This window comes from Pseudomonas gebzensis (assembly GCF_034427815.1).
Taxonomy (GTDB): Bacteria; Pseudomonadota; Gammaproteobacteria; order Pseudomonadales; family Pseudomonadaceae; genus Aquipseudomonas.
On the sequence record NZ_JAXQNS010000001.1, the window covers coordinates 692,254 to 714,904 of the forward strand.

Sequence of the window (22,651 nt, forward strand, 5' to 3'; positions counted from 1 at the left end):
TGTGCACTACGCGCGCCTGCAAGGGAATGAACCGGCAAAGCAGGCCCGTCACTCAGTCCCCCGCACAGGCTGCTCCGGTCTGGGCACTGGTCTAGCCACCACGACCAGCCGTAACCACCCGTCCAACCACCCGCCAACGCCCCACCCAAGGACACCCGCATGCCCCGCACCCGCGCCGACAGCAACACCCAACTCGCGGCCATCTTCGATCAACTCCTGGCCCTACGCGAAAGCGTGCACGCCCTGCACACCACCGAACAGGACCGCGCCATTTCCCTACGCGGCCACCAGACGGTGGACGACGACGAAGCCCTGGACCTGGCCTTCGCCAAGCTCCAGGACGACATCGCCGGTATCGAAGAAGGCCTGGCGACCATCGCAGAGGCCATGGGCGATATTCCGAAGCTCTGAACCCCAACGCACACCCTGCGCACCCGTCCGTCTACCGAGCGCCCATCGGCTTGGCGCTAACCAGGCCTTGTGCGGTCTGAACTACCGCCATCGAGGTTCGAGCAGCAAGCGTCAATCTCCAAGCCCACCCTTTATTACTCACGACAGGAGTCGATCGTGACCGCAACCGCCGACAAACCCTCCCTGCGCCGCGCCATCACCGGCTCCATGCTGTTTCTCTTCATCCTTGGCGATGTGCTCGGCGCCGGTGTGTACGCGCTCGCCGGCACCATTGCGGGGGAGGTGGGTGGCGCGATCTGGGTGCCGCTGTTGATTGCGCTGTTCTTCGCGATGCTCACGGCGGGGTCTTATGCGGAACTGGTGACCAAGTATCCGCACGCGGGGGCGGCGTCGGTGTTTGCGGAGAAGGCCTTCAAGTCACCGCTGCTGTCGTTTCTGGTGGGCTTTTGCATGCTGGCGGCGGCCGTTACCAGCGCGGCGGGGTTGTCGCTGGCGTTTGCCGGGGATTACCTGAGCGCGTTCATCGATGTTTCGCCTTACCTGGCCGCGACCGTCTTCCTTGTGGTGATCGCCGCGCTTAATGCGCGGGGCATCAAGGAGTCCTTGGGGGCGAACCTGGTGATGACGCTCATCGAGCTGTCGGGCCTGATTTTGGTGGTGGTTGCCGCTGCCTGGTATTTCCGCACCGGCGACGCCGACCTGGGGCGCACACTGACGTTCAAGCCGGGCGTCAACCCGATGCTGGCCGTGCTCGGTGCGGCGTTGCTGGCGTTCTATTCCTTCGTTGGTTTCGAGACCTCCGCCAACCTGGCCGAGGAAATCAAGGATGTGCGCAAGGTCTACCCGCGCGCCTTGTTCGCCGCGTTGCTCACGGCGGGGGTGGTGTACATGGCGGTGGGGGTGGCGGCCTCGAGCGTGTTGCCGACCGACAAACTCGTGGCCACTTCGGCGCCGCTGCTGGAAGTGGTGCGCGCCTCGGGGCTGAACATTCCGCCCATGCTGTTTGCCTTCATCGCCTTGGTGGCGGTGGCCAACGGCGCGCTGCTGACCATGATCATGGCCAGCCGGCTCACCTATGGCATGGCCAACCTGCGCCTGCTGCCGGGCGTGCTGGGCGCGGTGCTGCCGGCGCGGCGCACGCCGTGGGTGGCGATCGTGGCCACCACGCTGGTGGCGATTGCCCTGACGCTCACCGGCACCTTGGCCACCTTGGCGCAGACGGTGGTCTTGCTGTTGCTGTTCGTGTTCCTCAGCACCAACATCGCGGTGCTGGTGTTGCGCCGTGATGCCGTGGCCGAGGCTCACTTTCGCGTGCCGACGTGGGTGCCGGTGCTGGCGATCGTGTCGTGTCTGTTGCTGCTCAGTCAGCAGGGCTGGGACACCTGGCTGCGGGCGGGCGGTCTGATGCTGGTGGGGGGGCTGCTGTACCTGTGCACGCGTGGCCAGCGGCTGGCAACCGGCAAGCCTGATTGAGGGGCTGACACAGGGCGAGTCAGGCGCGGAGTGCACGCTGGTACCTTGCAATCGGCCAGCCGGCCAACGCGCTCGCTGGGCCTGCTAACGACCGGCAAGCCCGACTCACGGGCTGACACACCGGCAAGCCTTCAGGCAAGAATGGCATGCGGGTAGTTTGCTAATCCGCCATCCGGCCACGCGCTCGCTGGGCTGTGCCCCCTCACTGGTGAAACCGCCGCCCCAACGCATCCAACCGCACCGCAATCGGCGGCAACCGCTCACTGCTCCTGCCCAGCGTCTCCACATCCTGCGCCGTGTTCTGCGCAATGCTCTGCACCGATTGCAGGCGCCCGACGATGTCCACATTCGCCGTGGACTGCTCACGGGTGGTCGACACGATCCGGCCATTGAGCTGGTCGATCTGCGAAATGTCATTGCCCACCGCCTGCAGCATCGCTACCGCCAGCTGGCTGTCCTCCACGCACCTGGCCACGCCCTCACGGCTCTCGTGCATGGCCTCGACCGCTTGCCGGCTGCCGTGTTGCAAGCCTTCGATGATCGTCTTGATCTCCTGGGTCGACACCGCCGTGCGCTGCGCCAGGCTGCGCACCTCATCGGCGACCACGGCGAAGCCGCGGCCTTGCTCGCCGGCGCGGGCGGCTTCGATGGCGGCGTTGAGGGCCAGCAGGTTGGTCTGGTTGGCGATGCTGCTGATCACTTCCAGCACCGAGCCGATGTGTTCGGCGTGCACGGCCAGGCCCTGGACCGTCTCGTGGGTGTCGTGCAGGCGGGTGGCGAGCTGGGTGATTTCCTGTTGGGCGCGGCCGACGCTTTCCTGGCCACGGATCACTTGCTGGCTGGCCTGCCCGGCGTGTTCGACGGCGTGCTCGACGTGCACGGTGATATGGCCCATGGCGTCTTCCATGCGTTGCATGGCGTCAGTCATCTGGGCGATTTCCGCCAGTTGGTGGCGCGCGCCTTGTTCCAATGTGCCGCTGGCGTGGGCCAGTTCCTGGCCGAGCTGGCCGAGGCCGTGTGAGTCGTGGGCGACGCCGTCGACCAGGTCGGTGAGCTGGGTCAAGAAGTGGTCGAAACGCGTTGCCAGCGAGACATGAACATTAGCCGGGCTGCCCTTGGCCGCCTCACCGCTGAACTGGGTGGTGACGGCGAGCATCTTTTCCAGCATCTCCTGGCTGTCCACCGCTTCTTTATGGCTGTGTACCGCGAGGTAGAGCAGGGCGATGGTTTCCATCACCACGTAGAACGCGTGCACGAAAATCATGCTCCAGCCGCCGTGATGGTCCATCACGAACACCGGGAAACCCTGGTGCTGCAAGGCATGAAACACCACGTGATGCAACGCGATGGTGACGGCGGCCACCAGAATCGGCAGCCAGTCGCGGTAGAACGTCAGCACCGCCAGCAGCGCGAAAATACCGAAGTGCGATTCGATGGCGCCCTGGGCCTGGTTGATGTGCAACGCCGCCATCACCATCAGCCCAACCCCCAGCGCACAGCGCATCAGGCGCGTGCCGCCGATGACGCGATAGGCCAGGGTCAGCACCCCACTGGTGCCGCCGCCGATGAAGAGCGCTTGCAGCAGCGTGTCGTGCCAGAACGCCAGGCCCACGGAGAACAGCGTCATCAGCCAGATGAGGGCGAGCATGATGCGGTCGGCTTTGCGGTAGTGCTCGATGAAAGGGGCGTGCGCAGGCATTCACTCGTACTCCATGTGGGCTGGGCAGGGTCAGGCAAGCATGCGACGTGCCAGACGGGCATGCGGGCGGTGGATCGGGTGCAGGGGATGGTAGGAGGCTATCGGCGTTTTTGGATGGGGCTTTAGGCTCGAAACGGCTGTGGCGATCGTCGGCTGATGGGGGACTTTGTGGCGGTTCAGCAGTCAAGCAGGTCATCGGCAAAAAAGAGTGGGCGTGTGGTTAATGCCAGTCAGTTGAGCGATTGGGGCCGCTTTGCGGCCCATCGCGGCTGACCGGAGCGCCGGACCGGCCGCTTCCACAGGAGGTGCGGCGCTCATGTTAGGCGCGATTGGCTGCAAAGCAGGGTAACCGGCTGGTTTCACCTGCCAGTGGCATCATCCCCATCCACCCGAGCAGAAGTGGATCGGGGCAACGCCAGCCGCACTTGGATCAGCCCTGCATACGTGCACGTTCAAGGGCCAACGCCATGGCCCGTTGATCCTGGCTGAAAACCTCTTGACTCGCACCCCGCGCCGCCACGTCCCCAATCACCAGCACCGCCGGTGCCTTCAGCGCAAATCCCACCGCCGCGTCATACATCCCCGTCAAGTCGCTGTAGCACGCCCGCTGCTGCGGCAACGAGGCGTTTTCGATCATCGCTACGGGCGTAGACGCCGCCATGCCGCCGGCCAGCAACGCCCGCCGCACGTCCTCCAGCTTCGCCACGCCCATGTACACCACCAGCGTGGTGCCGCTCTGCGCCAGCGCCTGCCAGTTCAATGCGCTGTCGTCTTCGGTGTGCGCCGTCACCAGGGTCACGCCGCGGGCCACGCCGCGCAGGGTCAGGGGGATGTCGCAGTGCGTGGCGCCGGCCAGGCCTGCGGTGATGCCGTTGACCAGCTCGACCTCGATGCTGCGCTCGCGCAGCCAGTCGGCCTCTTCGCTGCCGCGGCCAAAGATGCACGGGTCACCGCCCTTGAGGCGTACCACGCACTTGCCCTGGCGGGCGTAGCGCAGCATCAGGCGCTGGATGAAGGCCTGGGGCGTGGAGCGGCAGCCGCCGCGTTTGCCAACGCCGATGACGTTGGCGGTGGGGCAGTGCTCGAGCACGGCGGGGTTGACCAGGCTGTCGATCATCACCACGTCGGCGCTGCGCAGAGCGCGCACGGCCTTGAGGGTGAGCAGTTCCGGATCACCGGGGCCGGCGCCTACCAGCCAGACTTTTGCGTTCATGGGCGTTTCCTCATCAGGGCGGTGGAGACCATTGGGCGCGGTCCTTCACCAGGGTTGTTATCCGTGCAGCAGCCGGATTAGCGGCGGCGCATCAACAGCAGATAGAGCGTGCGCAACCTCTTCACGGGGGCGTCGCCCCTGCAGCAGCCAGATCAGCGGCAGCGCACGCAGCAGCAAATAATCCAGTGCGGCAGTGCGCGAGGCCTGTCGTGGAGTCCCTGTCCATGCAGCAGCCAGATCAGCAGCAGCCCATTCATCAACAGCGAAAGCAGCGCAACCGTGCGCCAGACCTTCACCGGTTCACGTTCCAGCAGCGGACGAAACCGCGTACTGGGATATTGCTCGCCATGCTCCAACGCCAGCCGCCATTCTTCGGCCGTTTCAAAACGTTCGGCCGGATCGGTGGCCAAGGCTTTGCCGAGGTTGTACACCAACCATTCCGGCAGGTCGGGGCGGTAGCGGCTGGCGGGCACGGGGGTGCCGAAGCGGGGGCGTTGAAAGGCTTCGATCTCGCCGTGGGGGTAGTGGCCGGTGAGCAGGAAATACAGGGTCACGCCCGCGCTGTAGAGGTCCTGGGCCGTGCTGGGCAGGGCGCCGGCGTAGGCTTCCGGGGCGATGTAGTTGGGTGTGCCGGGCAGTTCGCCGGGAACCTGCGCGGACAGCCCCGGGCAATAGGCCAGGCCGAAATCCAGCAGGCGCAGTTCGCCGTTGTCGCCCAGCAGCAGATTGGCCGGATTGACGTCGCGGTGCACGATGTTGCGCCGGTGCAGCATCCCCAGCGCCCGCAACAGCGACGTGGCGATGTCGAGCGCCTGGGTCAGGCTCAGCAGGCCGTGCTGACGGTGCTGTTCGGCCAAGGTGATGCCGGGGTGCTCGCGCATCAGGTAGTACAGATGCTGCCGCTCGCTGGCGGGGTGCACGTCGGGGAAGAAACGCCCGGCCACGCGGCGCAGGAACCATTCTTCCTGAAGCAGGCGCTGGCCGGCTTGGTTATCGCCTTCGCACCGCGCCGGCAAGGTTTTCAGCAACCAGCTGTGTTGCTGCGCATCGCGCACGCGGTAGAGCACCGATTGCCGGGTCTGGCCGAGCAGCGTCTCGACCTGCCAGCCTTCGAAGTGTTGGCCTGGTTTCAAGGCCGGGGGCACAGGCCATTGCTGCGCCTGGTCGAGTGCGTCGGTCAGGCTGGTGTCGCCCAGTTCATCGACCCGCACCAGCACGGCGCTGGCGTTGTCCTGGCTGCCGGCCAGGTGCGCGGCGCACACCAGCGCATCGGCGGCCTTCTGCAGGTCGGGTTCGTCGCGCAGCACGCCCGCGATGGCAGCATCGCCCAAGGTTGCCCAGACGCCATCGCTGACCAGCAGGAAGCACTCGCCCAGGCGCAGTTCGCCGTCTCGATAGTCCACCACCAGATGCTGCTCCAGGCCCATCGCGCGCTTGAGCACGTGCTGCAGGCCAGGTTGGGACCAGACGTGGTCTTCGCTGAGGCGTTGCAACTGCCCGTCGTACCAGCCATAGGCCCGACAGTCGCCGATGTGCGCCAGGGTGAAGCGCTGGCCGCGCAGCACCAGCGCACTGAGGGTGGTCAGCAGGGGCTGGCCGCCGCCGTTGGCGTGCAGCCAGCGGTTCTGCGCCAGCAGCAGGCGGTCCAGCGCCTGGGCCACGCCCCAGGTCTGCGGGGTGGCGTAGTAGTCGTGGGCCAAGGCCTGCACCGTGGAGCGCGCCGCCAGGCCGCCATCGGCGCACTGGCTGACGCCGTCGGCCAGCGCGAACAGGTAGCCCTTGCTGGCGGCCAGCGATGAGGCTGGGCTGACCATCCGCGTGGCGTCCTGGTTCTCGGCGCGGGGGCCGCTGGCGCTGCGTTGGGCGTAGCTCAGGCGCAAGGGCATGGCAGGGCCTCAGATCCGCGCGGCGGTGAAGGCCGCCGAACCCCAGGTGGTTCTCCAGCGGCGCTTGACGCTGTGCAGGCCGAACCACGCCACCACACCGAGGCTGGCGAACAGCCACAGGCCGAGCTGATAGTCGCCGGTCTGCTGCTTGATCGCGCCAAGGCCTGCGGCCAGAAGAAAGCCGCCGATGCCGCCGGCCATGCCGATCAGGCCGGTCATTACGCCGATTGCCTGGTTGAAGCGCTGCGGCACCAGTTGGAACACCGCGCCGTTGCCTGCACCCAGGCCGAGCATCGCGCTGACGAACAGCGCCAGTGCAGCCACCGAGCTGGTCAGGTTCATGCCCACCGCCGCGATGCACAGGGCGGCTATGGCGTACATGCCGAGCAGGGTGCGAATGCCGCCGAAGCGGTCGGCCAGGGCGCCGCCCAGGGGCCGCATCAGGCTGCCGCCGAACACGCAGGCGGCGGTGTAGTAACCGGCGGTGACCGGGCTCAGGCCGTACTGGTCGTGGAAGTAGCCGGGCAAGGCGCTGGCCAGGCCGATGAAACCGCCAAAGGTGACGCTGTAGAACAGCATGAACCACCAGCTGTCGCGGTCGGTCAGGGCCTTGAGGTAGTCGGCGGTGGATTTCGGCTTGCTGCGGTTGGGGGCGTTTTTCGCCATCAGGCTGAAGGCGATCAGGGTCAGGATCAGCGGGATCAGCGCCAGGCCGAACACGTTGGTCCAGCCGAAGGCCGCGGCCAGCACGGGGGCGGCAAGGGCGGCGAGTACCGTGCCGGAGTTGCCGGCACCGGCGATGCCCATGGCCTTGCCCTGGTGCTCGGCGGGGTACCACTGCGAGGCCAGCGGCAAGGCCACGGCGAACGAGGCGCCGGCCATGCCCAGGCAGACGCCGAGCAGCAGCGCCTGTTCGTAGCTGTGGATGCCCAGTTGCCAGGCGGCCAGCAGCGAGACGATGACGATCACCTGGCCGATGATGCCGGCGGTTTTCGGCGAGCGCTGGTCAGCCAGCATGCCCATGATGAAGCGCAGCAGCGCCCCAGCCAGGATCGGCGTGGCGACCATGAAGCCGCGCTGCTGGGTGGTCAGCTCCAGGTCGGTGGCGATCTGCACGGCCATCGGGCCGAGCAGGTACCAGACCATGAAGCTCAGGTCGAAATACAGGAACGCGGCAAACAATGTCGGGGTGTGCCCGGCTTTCCAGAAACTGTCGTTCATTCCAGCACCTCATCTGCAAAAGGAGTCAACCAAGGTCATGTGCTTGCAGGTGGGCGAGCCCTCACGGCTGCTCCACCGCCTCGTTTCGCGAGGCCAGAAACGCAAAAGACGTCGCAATCCCTCATCCGCTTGCGCGAAGGGAGGTGCGACGTCTTTGTCGGGGTGGGCAGCCGCCGTTGGCTACCTGGGCTTAGGTGAAAGCAGGTTGTGTGCCAACGGTTGTCGTGGGCTGTGGTACGCAGGTTCGCTGGGGTGGGGCAGGGTGCGCGAGGGGGTGCAGGTGGGCGGATGTGCCCTGATTTGAGCAGCCGCTGCTGCATTGCGGTGCACAGCCGCTGTGATGACAAGGGCCAGATTCGGTTTGGCTGGTCGCGGCGCCTGAGCTGACCGCGGCGCTCCGGTTGGGCCGAGCCCTATTGGCCATCGCGACTGAAGTTCTACCTGACCGTACAGAGTTCCGATACCGCACGTTCAGGGCGTTGGGCGGCATCAGCCCAACAGCTCGTTCATGGCGATGATCTGTTCGGCCACCTGGATCAGCTTCTGCTGGCGGCTCATGGCCTGGCGGCGCATCAGGGTGTAGGCCTCTTCTTCGCTGCAGGCCTTCATCTTCATCAGCATGCCCTTGGCCAGCTCCACCCGCTTGCGCTCGGCCAGCTGCTGGTCGCGGGCCTGCAATTGCGAGCGCAGCACCTGATCGCTTTCGAAGCGCGCCATGGCCACGTCCATGATCGGCTGCAGGCGCTGGGCGTGGATGCCTTCGACGATATAGGCGCTGACGCCTGACTGGATCGCCTGGCGCATCACGCTCGGGTCGTGCTCGTCGGTGAACATGACGATGGGCCGCGGCTGGTCGCGGGTCATCATCACCACCTGTTCCATCACGTCGCGGCTCGGCGATTCGGTGTCGATCAGCACCACATCCGGGCGCACGGCCTCGACCCGCGCCGGCAGGTCGATGGTCAGGCCCGATTCGTCGATCACCTCGAAGCCGGCCTCGCTCAGCGCAGTGCGTAGGCGGCCGACCTTTCGCGAGGTGTCGTTGATCAGCAGGATGCGCAGCATGTGAGCCTCCGCTTACTGGTCATGGCGGGCGTGCAGGGCAAAGCTGCGCGCGTACCCAGCCGGGTCGGTGCCGTCCCAGACGCTGCCGTCGAGCAATTGCGAGCGACGCATCGGGCTGGTGGGGACGGCAATTTCCAGGCTGCCTGCGGCTCGGCGATACAGCGCCCATTGCTGCACCCGCTGGGCCACCGCGAGGTAATCCGGGTCGTCGCGCAGCAGGCCCCAGCGGCGAAACTGGGTCATGAACCACAGGCCATCGGACAAGTAAGGGGCATTGGCAGCGCCGTGGTTGTGAAAGCTCAGCGGGTGAGCGTCTTGCCACGGCGTGCCGAGGCCGTCGTCGTAGTGGCCCAGAAAGCGCGGCTCGATGCTGGCCAGCGGCACGTCGAGGTAGTCGCGGCTACTCATCAGCTGCGCGGTGCTGCGCCGATTCTCGACATTGGCTTCGATGAAGCGGCTCGCTTCCAGCACCGCCATCACCAGCGCACGGGCGGCGTTGGGGTACTGCTCGACGAAGGCCCGCGTGCAGGCCAGGACCTTCTCCGGATGGTCGGGCCAGATCGACTGGCTGGTGGCGACCGTGAAGCCTTGGCCGAGGTCGACGGCCTGGGCCGACCACGGCTCGCCCACGCAGAAGCCGTCGATGCGCTCGGCCTGTAGGTGCGCGAGCATTTGCGGCGGCGGCACCACCACGCTGTTGACGTCGTGCAACGGGTGAATGCCTTGGCTGGCGAGCCAGTAGTACAGCCACATCGCGTGGCTGCCGGTGGGGAAGGTGTGGGCGAAGGTGAGCGATGCACCTGGCTGAGCGGCGCGCTGCTTGAGGGCGGCGGCGCAGGTGACACCGGCACTTTTGAGCGCTTGCGAGAGGTTGATGCTCTGGCCGTTCTGGTTCAGCCCCATCAGCACCGCCATGTCGCTGGCCGGTGCGCCGCTGATGCCCAGCTCGATGGCATAGATCATGCCGTAAAGGGCATGCGCCGCATCCAGCTCACCGCTCTGCAGCTTGTCGTTGAGGCCGGCCCAGGACGTTTGCCGGTGCAGGTTGAGGGTCAGCCCGTAGGGTTGGGCAAAGCCCTGGGTGGCGGCGACCACCACCGAGGCGGCATCGCTCAGCGGCATGAAGCCGATGTTCAGCGCGTTCTTTTCCGGGGCGTCGCTGCCGGCCGCCCAGGCCAGTGCATGCAGTGCGGTGAAATCGGTGCTGTTATCGCTCACGCGGTGATTCCTGAATCGTGGTGCATGGAAGCGCGCGCGGGGCGCGTGCTTGTGTTCAATGGGCGTCCCGCAGGTCGCTGCCTGTCACCCCGGCTCCGGCGTGCGGTGCTGCAGGTTGTTTGCGGTCATCGCTCACGCTGTGATTCCTGAATCGTGGTGCATGGAGGCGCGCCCTTGTGGTCAGTAGACGTCCCGCAAATAGCGCCGCGCCTTGCTCAACTCGCTCACGTACAACGTCGCCGCCGCGCTGCTCATCTTGCCGTGCCGCTGCACGATGGCTTTGAGCGCGGCATCGACGTCCTTGGCCATGCGGGCGGCATCGCCGCACACGCAGACATGCGCGCCCTGTTCCAGCCACGCCCATATCTCGGCGCCCGCTTCGAGCATGCGCTGCTGCACGTAGACCTTCACGTCCTGGTCGCGGGAGAACGCCGTGTCCAGCCGCTGCAACACGCCATTGCGCTGCCAGTCGCGCAGCTCCTGGCGGTAGTAGAAGTCGGTGCGCGCCCGTTGCTCGCCAAAGAACAGCCAGTTGCGGCCAGCGCCCTGCGCCTGCCGTTCCTGCAGGAACCCACGAAACGGTGCAATACCGGTGCCAGGCCCGATCATGATCAGCGGGGTGTCGGGATTTTGTGGCGGGCGGAAGTGTGCGCAGGGTTGCAGGAAGAGCCGCACGCCGTGCTCACCCGCCATGTCCGCCAGGAACGTGGAGCACACCCCGCCGCGTGCGACACCCTGGTGCGTGAAGCGCACCGTGGCCACGGTCAGGTGCACTTCGTTGGGCGTAAGTGCCGGGCTCGAGCTGATCGAATACAGCCGCGGTTGCAGCGGCTTGAGCAGTTGCAGCCACTCCTGCGCGCTCAGCGCGACTGGGAACTCGCGCAGCAGCGCGGGCAGTTGCCGGCCCCAGAGCCAGGTCTGCAACGCGGCGTGCTGGTCTTCTTCAAGCAGACTGCGCAGTGTCGCGCTGCCGTTCAGTTCGGCGACGCGGCGCAACAGGTTCGGGTTGATGCGGGCGATTTCCAGGTGCTCGGTCAGGGCCCTGCGCAAGGGCATGGGCGGCTGCTGGTCCAGCGCAACCGGGCTGTCACCGTCCAGGCCCATCGCCGCCAGCACCTCGTCCACCAGCCCTGGCGCATTGACCGGCCAGACGCCCAGCGCGTCGCCGGCGTGGTAGGGGAAGTGATGGCCGTTGAGATCGAATGCCAAGTGACGGGTTTCCTTTTCGGCCCCCTCGGCGTTGAGCAGACGATTGCTCAGCAGCGTGGTGCGCAGTGGCTGGGCGCGGGTGTAAGGGTTGCGCTCGGGGCTTGCGGATGAGGTGGACAAAGGCTCGCCGGGCGAGGCTGCTTCGAGGGTATAGGTGAGGTCACTGGCGGTGCTGGCACTGCTGATACCACTGGCACTACCGACGCCGTTGGCAGTGCTGGCACTGCGGGTGCCACAGGCATTACCGGCACCGTTGGCAGTGCTGGCACTGCTACCGCCACCAGCATTACCGGCACTGCCGGCACTACTGGCACCATCGGCACCACTGCCGCTACCGCCATCGCTAGCCAGCTTCGCACAAAGCTCGACCAGCCATTGTTCGGCAGGGCCTTCATAGTCCGGCTCGCAGTCCAGGCGCGGCTGCAGGCGCTCGGCCCCCAGGGCCGCGAGGCGCTCGTCGAGCCTGCGCCCGAAGCCGCAGAATTGCTGGTAGCTGGAATCCCCCAAGGCCAGTACGCCGAAGCGGCTGTCAGTCAGGGTCTGCGGTTCGGCCTGCGACAGTGTGTGCCAGAAATCGACGGCGTTGTCCGGCGGGTCGCCGTCGCCAAAGGTACTCGTCACCAGCAGCACCCCCGCAGCGCTGCGCAGTTGCTGCAGCTCGACAGTGTCCATGGCCTGCACCCGCGTGCGCTGGCCGGCGCTGCTCAGTCGCTGTGCGCACAGGCCCGCCAGCGTCTCCCCGTTACCCGTCTGCGAACCCCAGAGCACCAGCCACTCGGCACTTGGCGCCAGAACGGAGCCCGCAGCGGTCGGGAGCAAGTCGCCTGTGCGGGAGAACACCCCCGCCAACATACCGTTGAGCAACACACGTCGCTGCGGATCGAACGGCGCCTGCTCAGGCAGCGTCGGCACACCCGCTTGCGGGCCTTGCGCATTGCGCAGGCCCAACAGATAACCCTGCAGGTACAGCTGCTCGTCAGCGTTCAACACAAGCGGCGGGGCATCGTTCAGGTTCAGCAGCCGCGCAACGCTGTCGATCTGTGTCGGCGCGAAAGCCCGGGCGGCGTCCCCGCCAGAAGCCTCGGTCTGGCCGGCGCATGAGGCGACGGCCTGCAGGACGCCTGATGCCACCCCCAACTCAGCAGGGCCTGCCGTCTCCGGCTCGGTACCGGGCGCTGCTTGCAACGCCACCGCGCTGTACTTGAAGGCCGGCTGCAGCGAGGTCGGGTCAATGGCATCACTGGTCACGGCATTCACGGCCAGCCCTTCACCGAACACATCGTTCCAGTGAAACGGCGCAAAGCAGTGACCGGGGCGCACGCGGTCACTGATCAGCGCCGGCAGCACTGCCACGCCGCGGCGCGAACGGACCTGCACCGGCTGGCTCGGCTTGAGGCCCAGGCGCTCGGCATCCTCCGCATGAACCTCGATGAAGGGGCCGGGGTTGAGCTTGTTCAGCGTCGGCACTTTGCCGGTCTTGGTCAGGGTGTGCCACTGGTGCTGCACGCGCCCGGTGTTGAGCACCAGCGGGAAAAGTTCGTCGGGCAGCTCGGCAGGTGGCAGGTGAGGGCGGGCGAAGAACTGCGCCTTGCCGCTGGCGGTCGGGAAGGTGAGCGCCGCGTGTTCGCCAGGGGCGGCGGACGAGCCGTAGCGAATCGGGTTGCGCACAGGCCCGTCCGCGGCTGCGCAGGGCCATTGCAGTGGCTGTTGCCGCAGGCGCGCATGGCTGGCGCCGCGCAGGTCATAGCCGGTCTTGGGGTTGGCCGTGCGTTTGATCTCTTCGAACACCTCGGCCGCGCTGGCGTAGCTGAACGCCTCGGCATAGCCCATGGCGCAGGCGACCCGGGCGATGAGTTGCCAGTCCGGCAGGGCCTCGCCGGGCGGCTGTACGGCTTGCTGGGTCAGGGTCAGGTTGCGCTCGGAATTGATCATCACGCCCTCGGCTTCGGCCCACAGCGCGCCGGGCAAGAGGATGTCGGCGTAGCGATTGGTCTCGGTGTCGAGAAAGGCGTCCTGGGCGATCACCAGCTCGGCGGCGCGCAGCCCGTCGATGACCTGCTGACGGTTGGGCACGCTGGCCACCGGGTTGGTGCAGATGATCCAGCAGGCCTTGATGCTGCCGGCCGCCATGGCCTGGAACAGCGCGACGGTGCCCTGGCCGCCGTCGCTGCGCAGGCTGTCCGCTGGCATGCCCCACAGTTGCTCGATGAACGCGCGGTCTTCGGCTACCAGGGCCGAGCGCTGGCCGGGCAACCCAGGGCCCATGTAACCCATCTCTCGTCCGCCCATGGCATTGGGCTGGCCAGTCAGGGAAAACGGCCCGCTGCCGGTGCGGCAAATCGCGCCGGTGGCCAGGTGCAGGTTGCACAGCGCGTTGGTGTGCCAGGTGCCTTGCACGCTCTGGTTCAGGCCCATGGTCCAGCAGCTCATCCAGTTCGCCGCTTCGCCGATCCACTGCGCGCATTGACGGATGTCGGCTTCGGCAAGGCCTGTGACCTGCGCCACGTAAGTGGGCGTGTAGGTCTCCAGGAAGTGTTCCATGACCTCCCAGCCCTCGGTGAAATCGGCGATGAACGCCGGGTCGGTGTGGCCGTTGCGCACCAGCAGGTGCAGCAGGCCGTTGAGCAACGCCAGGTCGGTGCCGGGGGCGATCTGCAGGTACAGGTCGGCCTTGTCGGCCGTGCCGGTGCGCCGTGGGTCGACGACGATCAGCTTGGCCCCGGCCCTGACCCGCTCCAGCAGGCGCAGGAACAGCACGGGGTGACAGTCGGCCATGTTTGCGCCGATCACCAGGAACACATCGCTATGGTCCAGATCGTCGTAGGCACCGGGCGGCCCGTCAGCGCCGAGCGACAGTTTGTAGCCGCTGCCGGCGCTGGCCATGCACAGGCGCGAGTTGGATTCGATATGGCGGCTGCGGATAAAGCCCTTGGTCAGCTTGTTGGCCAGGTATTGGGCTTCCAGCGACATCTGCCCGCTGACGTACAAGGCGAAGGCATCCGCGCCATGCTCATCGATGATCGCGCGCAGGCGCCGGGCCGTGGCCTCGATGGCAGGCTCGATGCCGACGCGCACCGGGTCGTGGCTGCGCGCCTCGCGGACGAAGGCATGCGTCATCCGTCCACTGTCGGCCACCGGCACGGCGCACGTGCTGCCTTTGGTGCACAGGCGGCCGGCATTGCTGGGGTGCTGTTTGTCGCCCGAGACTTTGACGATCAGATTGTTTTCCACCTGCATGACGATGCCGCAGCCCACCCCGCAATAGGGGCACACACTGCGTACGGTCTTGCTCGGCTCAAGGGTTTGGTTCATCGCCGTGCTCTCTTGCAGAAACCACAAAGGCGCCATGCGGCTCCCGCGTTTTCAAACGGGAACTACACGGCGCCTTTGTCGTGAGGTGTTGCCTGGAGGGACCGCCATCGTCGTTGACGGCGTTTGCCGATGAGTAGCAAGAGCTGGGCCATGCGCGCTGGCGCAGCGCTGTTCACCAGGCCGAGTGGGCTGAAGGGGGGTGTGCAGCTGGCGCAAAACACGCGTCCTGCTGGAGCAGCCGCGCCTATCCGGTCACGCCTTGTTGCAGGCGAGTCGCGAGGGGTTGCGTAGCAGCGCCAATGGTTGCAGCCGCGCTTTCAGCGGGCGGTATGCGTCGACTGCGTCAGGGCGGCTGCGCGGTCCATTGCGGCAATAGCCGCACAGTCTGGCATTGTGTCGGCCAGAGCCAGAACTCGGGCGCCCACGGTCGGAGTAGGAGCGGCCGGTCCGGCGCTCCGGATTGCCGTGATGGCCGGCGCCGCCGGCCTGAATCAGGCGCCGCGCAATTGCAGGTGAATGGACGTTGCAGCCTTGGGCCGGCTGCGCTGCCCATCGCGGCAATAGGTGCGCCCACACTGGTCGTGTGCGGGGCTGGTTGTGCTGCGCTTGGCGGCTGAAGTCTATGTGTTCAACGCAGCTGCCCGTGCTGCAGTGCGGTGGATCACGCGCTGCACGGCGACCCGCCAGCGCCTCGACCTGGGGCAGGCTTGACCGGCCTGCACTGTTTTGGGACGGGCCAGCCGTCTTGCGCTGGATGGGCAGAAACGCCACGCCACCCTCCCTCGTGCGCCTCGCAGGCCATTTTCACTGTTGTGGCACAACCGCTGCATAGGCTTGAGCCATCCGCTGCACAGTGCCTGCGGACGACCTCGACGATCAACGGCGATCGTCTGGCCTTCGCAGGCCCAGGTGACAACGACTGCGTCAGGCCCACGGGCCGGCAGCAAGAACAGGCAATGGCGCCTGGAACCCTCTGGTTCCAGGCGTTTTTTTTTGCTTCGAAACAACCGGATCGGCTTCGAGAGGTGCCTTATGAACAGCGACTTGGCGAGTGACCTGCAAAACCTCGTGATCATCGGCAACGGCATGGTTGGCCATCACTGCGTCGAACAGTTGATAGACCGCGGAGCCCTGAGCCGTTATCGGATTCACGTGTTCAGCGAAGAACCCCTGCGCGCCTATGACCGGGTGCACCTGTCCGAATACTTCGGCGGGCGCGACGCCGAGTCCCTGGCGCTGGGGGACGCCGCGCTGTATCGGCGAGCAGGCGTGACCTTGCACCTGGGCGTGCCGGTGCTGGAGATCGACCGGGCCCGCCAGGAAGTGATCACCGCCAATGGCTGCCTGGCCTACGCCCACCTGGTCATGGCCACCGGCTCCTACCCCTTCGTGCCGCCCATCGAAGGCGCGGCAGGGGATTCGCGCCTGGTCTACCGCACCCTGGCGGATCTGGACACGATCCGCGCCGCGGCCGGCAATGCCCGGCGCGGCGTGGTGGTGGGCGGCGGCCTGCTCGGGCTCGAAGCGGCCAATGCGTTGCGCAGCCTGGGCCTGGAAGCCCATGTGGTGGAGTTTGCGCCGCGCCTGATGCCGGTGCAGCTGGACGAGGCGGGCGGCGTGGCGCTCAAGGCGCGTATCGAGGCGCTGGGCGTGCAGGTGCACCTGTCGCGCAGTACGCAATCGATCACACCCGGCGACCACTACCGTTTCCGGATGAATTTCGCCGGCGATGAGTACCTGGAAACCGACCTGGTGGTGTTCTCGGCCGGTATCCGCCCGCAGGACGCGCTGGCCAAGGCGTGTGGCCTTGACCTGGGCGCGCGCGGCGGCATCGCCATCGACGGCGACTGCCGCAGCAGCGATCCACACATCCATGCCATCGGTGAATGTGCGGCCTGGAACGGCAGCGTGTTCGGCCTCGTGGCGCCGGGTTACCAGATGGCGCGCAGCGTGGCGGCGCAGCTGTGCGGGATCGAGACAGACACCTTCGCCGGGGCGGACATGTCCACCAAGCTCAAGCTGCTGGGCGTCGACGTCGGCTCCATTGGCGATGCCCAAGGCGCCAGCGCCGGGGCGCGCAGCTACCGCTTCATCGACGAGGCCACCGCCAGCTACCGCCGCCTGGTGGTGTCTGCCGATGGCAAGCAGGCCATCGGCGCCGTGCTGGTGGGCGACAACCGCTATTACGACACGCTGCTGCAATACATCCAGAATGGTCTCAAGCTGCCAGCCGACCCAGCCTCGCTGATCCTGCCCCAGGGCGAAGCGGCGCCGGCCCTGGGCGTGGACGCCTTGCCCGCTACGGCCACCGTGTGTTCCTGCCATAACGTCACCAAGGGCGCGATCTGCTGCGCCATCGACGCCGGCTGCGGCGACCTCGCTGCGCTCAAGGGCCAGACCAAGGCTGCCACCGGCTGCGGCGGCTGCGCCGGGCTGCTCAAGCAGGTGTTCGAGCACGAGCTGACGGCCCGCGGCGTGACGGTCGACAACAGCCTGTGCGAACACTTTGCGTTCACCCGCCAGGCGCTGTATTCGCTGGTGCGCGTCGAGGGCATCGAGACCTTCGATGAGCTGCTGGCCCGTCACGGCAAGGGCCACCTGGGCTGCGACATCTGCAAGCCGGTGGTGGGCTCGATCCTGGCCTCGTGCTGGAACCGGCCGATCATGGAGCCCTGGCTGGTGCCTCTGCAGGACACCAACGACACCTTCATGGCCAACATGCAAAAGAACGGCACCTACTCGGTGGTACCGCGCATCCCCGCCGGTGAAATCACCCCCGACGGCCTGATCGCCATCGGCGCGGTGGCCAAGAAATACGACCTGTACACCAAGATCACCGGCGGCCAGCGCATCGACCTGTTCGGCGCGCAGTTGCACGAGCTGCCGGACATCTGGGCCGAACTGATCGCCGCCGGCTTTGAAACCGGCCACGCCTACGGCAAGTCCACCCGCACCGTGAAAAGCTGCGTGGGCAGCACCTGGTGCCGCTATGGCGTGCAGGACAGCGTGCACATGGCCCTGCGCATCGAGCACCGCTACAAGGGCTTGCGTTCGCCGCACAAACTCAAGTTCGCCGTGTCCGGCTGCACCCGCGAATGCGCCGAAGCGCAGAGCAAGGACGTGGGCGTGATCGCCACCGAGAAGGGCTGGAACCTCTACGTCAGCGGCAACGGCGGCATGCGCCCGCGCCATGCCGAGCTGTTCGCCACCGACCTCGACGACGACACCCTGATCCGCTACATCGACCGCTTCCTGATGCTGTACATCCGCACCGCCGACAAACTGCAGCGCACCTCGGTGTGGCGCGAAAGCCTGGAGGGCGGCCTGGACTACCTCAAGGCGGTGGTCATCGACGACAGCCTGGGCCTGGCCGGCGAACTCGAAGCGCAGATGCAACTGGTGGTCGACCGCTATGAATGCGAATGGGCCAATGCCCTGGACGACCCGGAAAAACTCAAGCGCTTCCGCACCTTCGTCAACGCCGCAGGGGCCGACCCGGACGTGCAGTTCGTCAAGGAGCGCGGCCAGCGGCGCCCGGCGCGTCTTGAGGAATCGAATCTGATCAGTGCAACGGAGGTGGTGTGATGAGCGGCTCGACTGCAATGAAGCTTGAACCGATCGCGCAGTGGCAGAGGGTGTGCAGTCGCCAGGACCTGGTGGCCCATTCCGGCGTGGTGGCCGTGCTCGATGGCGCGCAGATCGCGTTGTTCTACGTGCCCGGCGAGCACGGCGAGCACGGCGATGACCGGGTCTACGCACTGCAAAACCGCGATCCGCGGTCGGGCGCCAACGTGATCGGGCGCGGCTTGATCGGCAGCCTTTCGGGACGGCTGGTGGTCGCAGCGCCGCTGTACAAGCAGCACTTCGGCCTGGAAGACGGGGTGTGCGTGGAACAGCCGCAGGAGCGGCTGCGCGTGTGGGCGGCGCGGCTTCAGGGCAATGACGTGCAAGTGCGCGCCACGTGACCCTCGCAGGTCCGCGCGCTCGCTCGCCTCAGTAGCCTGTGAGGATGCCAGGCACTGCACGAACCGTTCTGTACTGGCTGGCGCGGAATTTATAGGCGCAGGCAAGCCAGCGCGGGCGACACCTGCCTGACACGTCGTCGTGCGTAACCGAACAGGTGCTACTGGTCGTTAAGACCTTGGACTTTCACAAGAAAGCGAAACCGCGAGGTAAAGAACGGGTAAAGAGCGAAGGCCTGCTGCGAGGTGCAACTGACCTGTGAATCAAGGACAGAACGGGCAGTACAGGTTATCGAGAAAGTCCTCGCTATCGATCGCGGCATCGAGCACCTGCACCACCACCGGTCCGTGTGTCTTGCACGCCAGTACTTGCCCCGCACCCTCCTGCGTTGGCGGCTGATCGCTGAATTCATTGCTACCGCACCAAGGGCACTTGTGCAGCGGCGCATCGCTCTGCGCGAGGATGGCCAGCGTCCAGCCGCAGCCGGTGCAGTTCAGGCGATGCAAGCGTCGGGCAGGCGTGCAGGTTGGCATCAGTCGGTTCCAGAAGGGTGCTTGAGGCCTCTGAAGAAATCGGAGGCGGCCAGTGCGAAAACAGTGCTGACCAACCGGGTCGAGTCATTGATCAACGGCGTTGCAAGCCTACCTCATTCTCCTTCGCGGACTGCCGCCCTGTGCTCAAAGACGCGGTGCAAGAACGTCGAACAATCTTCCCCCACGCTGGGCAGGTCGCAGAGGTGTGCCCCGCACTGCCAGCACCTCAGCCTTCTTCGGTAGGTGCCGGGAAATCCCCCTTGCTTCATCGATGGCAAGTGCGAGCGGCCCCTTCGCGAAATCGCTGCGGACCTGTACCCAGTACTAAAGAACGAGCCAATGCCCGCCAAAGGACCGTTTCGGCCTGGCGGCAGAGGTTTAGGCTCGGACTCGTGATCGTCAAGGAGGACAACAAGACGCGCGCCGTCCTGCGAGACGACTAGCACGTCTCACCTGACTTCCTTGTTCCCATAATAAAAAGAGGATCTCTCATGAGCAGTACCTTCTTCATTCCCGCCGTGAACATGATGGGCATTGGCAGCCTCGACGAGGCGATGCTTGCCATCCGCAAATACGGGTTTCGCAAGGCCTTGATCGTCACTGATGCCGGCCTGGCCAAAGCCGGCGTCGCTGCCAAGGTCGCCAACCTGCTGGCCCAGCAGGATATCGACTCCACCCTGTTCGACGGCGCCAAACCGAACCCCACCGTCGGCAATGTCGAGAGCGGTCTTGAACTGTTGGGCCGCAGCAGCTGCGATTTCATTATTTCCCTGGGCGGCGGTTCGCCCCATGACTGCGCCAAGGGCATTGCGCTGTGCGCCGCCAACGGCGGGCACATCAGTGACTACGAAGGCGTGGACCAATCGGCCAAGCCACAAATGCCGCTGATCGCGATCAACACCACCGCCGGTACGGCGAGTGAAATGACCCGGTTCTGCATCATCACCGACGAAGTGCGCCACGTGAAAATGGCCATCGTCGACCGCAATGTCACGCCGCTGCTGTCGGTCAACGACCCGTCGCTGATGGCCGCCATGCCCAAAGGCCTCACTGCCGCCACGGGCATGGACGCACTGACCCACGCCGTCGAAGCCTACGTGTCGACGGCAGCGACGCCGATCACCGACGCCTGCGCGATCAAGGCCATCGAACTGATCTCGGCCAACCTGCACAGCGCCGTCATCCAGGGTGATGACATGGCCGCCCGGGAAAACATGGCGTACGCGCAGTTCCTGGCGGGCATGGCCTTCAACAATGCGTCGCTGGGTTATGTGCACGCCATGGCGCACCAACTGGGCGGCTTCTACGACCTGCCGCACGGCGTGTGCAATGCGATCCTGCTGCCCCACGTGTCGAGCTTCAACGCCAGCGTCTGCCCGGCGCGGTTCAAGGACATCGCCCGCGCCATGGGGATCGATACGCAGCAGCTGGATGCAGAACAGGGCGCTGCTGCGGCAATCGCGGCCATCCGCACGCTGTCTGCGCAGGTGGGCATTCCGAGCGGCCTGGTCGAATTGAGCGTCAAGGTGGACGACATTCCGACCCTGGCCACCAATGCCATGAAAGACGCCTGCGGCTTTACCAATCCGCGCACCGCCAATCAGCATGAGATCGAGCAGATTTTCCACACGGCGATGTGACCGATGTGACGTGAGGCTTGGAAAAACGCCCCGCCTTCGTTGGAAGTGCGGGGCGTTTTGTTAGGTTCGGTCTGAGAAGGCTTGATGCCTGGTCATGCTGCGTTGAAAACAGCCTCGCCGGACCTGCGGCTCAAGGCTCTTCAGACCGACCCAATAGTGTATGGCAGCGACTGCATACGCACTTTCCAAAGTGCTCTGACGGGTTGACGCGTCCCTGGACATGCTGTGCTTGAGGGTGCCGGATCAGCCTCGACATGACGTCATCTCAAGCTGTACAAGCCGCTCTTCATGAATCCGAAGGCTGGATGCCAGCGCTAGCCTTCCGACTCCCGCGCCGCCGCCATCTGATCATTGAAGCGGGTGAAGAACCCCGCGTAATCATCCCCGCGTTCGGCAAACCTGAGCGGTTTCACGCGTTCCACCAGGATTTCGTCCGCCTCGGGCGAGTGCTGGAAAATCCCCATCACTTCATCGATGAACTCGCGCAACGGCATGGCGTGCGGGTCGTTCGCCTGGCGCTCGCCCATCAGTTGGGTCTGCACATAGGGCGGCGCGATTTCATGCACGCGGATGTTCGTGTCCTTCAACTGATAGCGCAGCGACTGGCTGTAGGAATGAATCGCCGCCTTGGTCGCGCTGTAGCTGGGCGTCAGCGCCAGCGGCAGAAACGCCAGGCCTGATGACACGGTGATGATCGCCGCATGGGGCTGTTGCAGAAAATGCGGCATCAGGAGGCTGTCGAGCCGCATCGGGCCCATCAGGTTCGTGGCGACGGTCTCTTCTAGCTCGGTGGCGCCGACCCTCAACGACTCACCGCGCATGATCCCGGCAGCATGCAGCACCCCATTCAAGGCGGGATGCTCACGAAGCAGAGCTTGCCCGACGCGCTGGATATCCTGGGCATCGCTGACATCCAGCACCACGTACTTCAGCCCGGGATTGTCCGCCACGCCCTGCTGCAACACGGCCTCACGCCGCCCGGCGATGATCACCTCGTTACCCAGTGCCAGGAAAGCCTTGGCCAGTTCCAGGCCGATGCCGCTGCCGCCGCCGGTGACCAGGAGGGTATTGCCTGTGGTGTGCATGATGGATCCTCGTCTTGATGAGTGAACACGTGCTACATGCAGTACCCTAGTTCGCTGGCGCGTCCTTCGGAAGTACGCGCCGAAAAGTGCCGTACTTACCGCGAGGAAACCATGGGCATGACTGACCCGACCCAACCTGCATCGCGTAGCCCCGCATGGCCCCATGGCACTGACCAGGTCGATCCGGAACTGGATCGGCTGGTGCGCGAAATCATCGGCCGCATCGCTGACAAGTGGACGATGCTGGTGATCGAGGCCCTGGCTGAACAGGGCTGCCTGCGCTTCACCCAGCTGGCCGCGCAGGTGGGCAATGTCAGCCAGAAGATGCTGACCAAGACCGTGCGCCAGATGGAGGCCGACGGCTTGCTGCTGCGCACGGTCTACCCCGTGGTGCCGCCGAAGGTCGAGTACCGCCTCACCGAGATGGGCATGAGCCTGGGGGAGGCGTTATGTGGCGTGTGGTTGTGGGCCGAACGGCATCGGCAGACCATCGAGGCGTCGCGGCGCGCGTATGAGGCGCGGGGCACTGATCCCGCTCGCTAGAAGCCGCACCGGTGCCTGCTCGCAACGCGGGGATCCCTTCACACGCTACGGACCTGATGACCCACCCTGCTCACCGTCCACGACCGGGTCTCCATCGAATTACTCCAGTTGCAGATCGCCGCAGGCGCAGGCGGCAGCGCTGCACCCGCGATCCCCCTCTGATGCTGCAACCGCAATCCA

Annotated in this window: 14 protein-coding genes and 1 pseudogene; 6 read left to right on the forward strand and 9 right to left on the reverse strand. The window is 65.8% G+C overall.

Features of this window, described 5'->3' with window-relative positions:
* The first annotated feature begins 159 nt into the window (after positions 1–159).
* Positions 160–411 (forward strand): hypothetical protein, encoded by a 252-nt coding sequence (locus SJI00_RS03340; protein ID WP_322460311.1) that lies wholly within the window; start codon positions 160–162, stop codon positions 409–411.
* Positions 412–618: 207 nt separating this feature from the next.
* Positions 619–1,884: an APC family permease gene (locus tag SJI00_RS03345; RefSeq protein WP_322460467.1), complete on the forward strand. Its 1,266-nt coding sequence runs from the start codon at positions 619–621 to the stop codon at positions 1,882–1,884.
* A gap of 202 nt (positions 1,885–2,086) precedes the next feature.
* On the opposite strand, the gene SJI00_RS03350 is transcribed toward SJI00_RS03345, so the two are convergent.
* The 7 genes and pseudogenes from SJI00_RS03350 to SJI00_RS03380 all read right to left on the reverse strand — a co-directional run bounded on the left by SJI00_RS03350 (position 2,087) and on the right by SJI00_RS03380 (position 14,707).
* On the reverse strand, positions 2,087–3,583 hold the full coding sequence (locus SJI00_RS03350; RefSeq protein WP_322460312.1) for a methyl-accepting chemotaxis protein: 1,497 nt from the start codon (positions 3,581–3,583) through the stop codon (positions 2,087–2,089).
* A gap of 430 nt (positions 3,584–4,013) precedes the next feature.
* Positions 4,014–4,796: a uroporphyrinogen-III C-methyltransferase gene (gene cobA / locus SJI00_RS03355; RefSeq protein ID WP_322460313.1), complete on the reverse strand. Its 783-nt coding sequence runs from the start codon at positions 4,794–4,796 to the stop codon at positions 4,014–4,016.
* Between the two features lie 221 nt (positions 4,797–5,017).
* Positions 5,018–6,682, reverse strand: a pseudogene (locus tag SJI00_RS03360) (bifunctional protein-serine/threonine kinase/phosphatase); the annotation flags it as partial.
* A gap of 9 nt (positions 6,683–6,691) precedes the next feature.
* The gene (locus SJI00_RS03365; protein ID WP_322460314.1) at positions 6,692–7,903 is read right to left on the reverse strand and encodes a nitrate/nitrite transporter; all 1,212 of its coding nucleotides are present in this window, start codon (positions 7,901–7,903) and stop codon (positions 6,692–6,694) included.
* 489 nt (positions 7,904–8,392) lie between these two features.
* Positions 8,393–8,968 (reverse strand): ANTAR domain-containing response regulator, encoded by a 576-nt coding sequence (locus SJI00_RS03370; protein WP_322460315.1) that lies wholly within the window; start codon positions 8,966–8,968, stop codon positions 8,393–8,395.
* 12 nt (positions 8,969–8,980) lie between these two features.
* Positions 8,981–10,186 (reverse strand): CmpA/NrtA family ABC transporter substrate-binding protein, encoded by a 1,206-nt coding sequence (locus SJI00_RS03375; RefSeq protein ID WP_322460316.1) that lies wholly within the window; start codon positions 10,184–10,186, stop codon positions 8,981–8,983.
* 180 nt (positions 10,187–10,366) lie between these two features.
* Entirely contained in the window at positions 10,367–14,707 is a 4,341-nt protein-coding gene (locus tag SJI00_RS03380) for a bifunctional nitrate reductase/sulfite reductase flavoprotein subunit alpha (RefSeq protein WP_322460317.1), read from the reverse strand.
* 1,032 nt (positions 14,708–15,739) lie between these two features.
* Here SJI00_RS03380 and nirB point away from each other — a divergent pair.
* On the forward strand, positions 15,740–18,292 hold the full coding sequence (gene nirB, locus SJI00_RS03385) for a nitrite reductase large subunit NirB (protein WP_322460318.1): 2,553 nt from the start codon (positions 15,740–15,742) through the stop codon (positions 18,290–18,292).
* Positions 18,292–18,672: a nitrite reductase small subunit NirD gene (gene nirD, locus SJI00_RS03390; RefSeq protein ID WP_322460319.1), complete on the forward strand. Its 381-nt coding sequence runs from the start codon at positions 18,292–18,294 to the stop codon at positions 18,670–18,672. Before nirB ends, nirD begins: the two co-directional genes overlap by 1 nt.
* Before the next feature lie 261 nt (positions 18,673–18,933).
* Here the strand turns inward: nirD and SJI00_RS03395 are convergent, their stop codons facing one another.
* Positions 18,934–19,203, reverse strand: a complete 270-nt coding sequence (locus SJI00_RS03395; RefSeq protein WP_322460320.1) for a zinc ribbon-containing protein — start codon at positions 19,201–19,203, stop codon at positions 18,934–18,936.
* A 491-nt stretch (positions 19,204–19,694) separates the two neighbouring features.
* Between SJI00_RS03395 and yiaY the strand changes: the two genes are divergently transcribed.
* Entirely contained in the window at positions 19,695–20,843 is a 1,149-nt protein-coding gene (gene yiaY / locus SJI00_RS03400) for an L-threonine dehydrogenase (protein WP_322460321.1), read from the forward strand.
* A gap of 314 nt (positions 20,844–21,157) precedes the next feature.
* Here the strand turns inward: yiaY and SJI00_RS03405 are convergent, their stop codons facing one another.
* On the reverse strand, positions 21,158–21,928 hold the full coding sequence (locus SJI00_RS03405) for an SDR family oxidoreductase (RefSeq protein ID WP_322460322.1): 771 nt from the start codon (positions 21,926–21,928) through the stop codon (positions 21,158–21,160).
* 117 nt (positions 21,929–22,045) lie between these two features.
* Here SJI00_RS03405 and SJI00_RS03410 point away from each other — a divergent pair, with 117 nt between their 5' ends.
* Positions 22,046–22,471, forward strand: coding sequence for a winged helix-turn-helix transcriptional regulator (locus SJI00_RS03410; protein ID WP_322460323.1), 426 nt, complete (start codon positions 22,046–22,048; stop codon positions 22,469–22,471).
* The last annotated feature ends 180 nt before the right edge of the window (positions 22,472–22,651 follow it).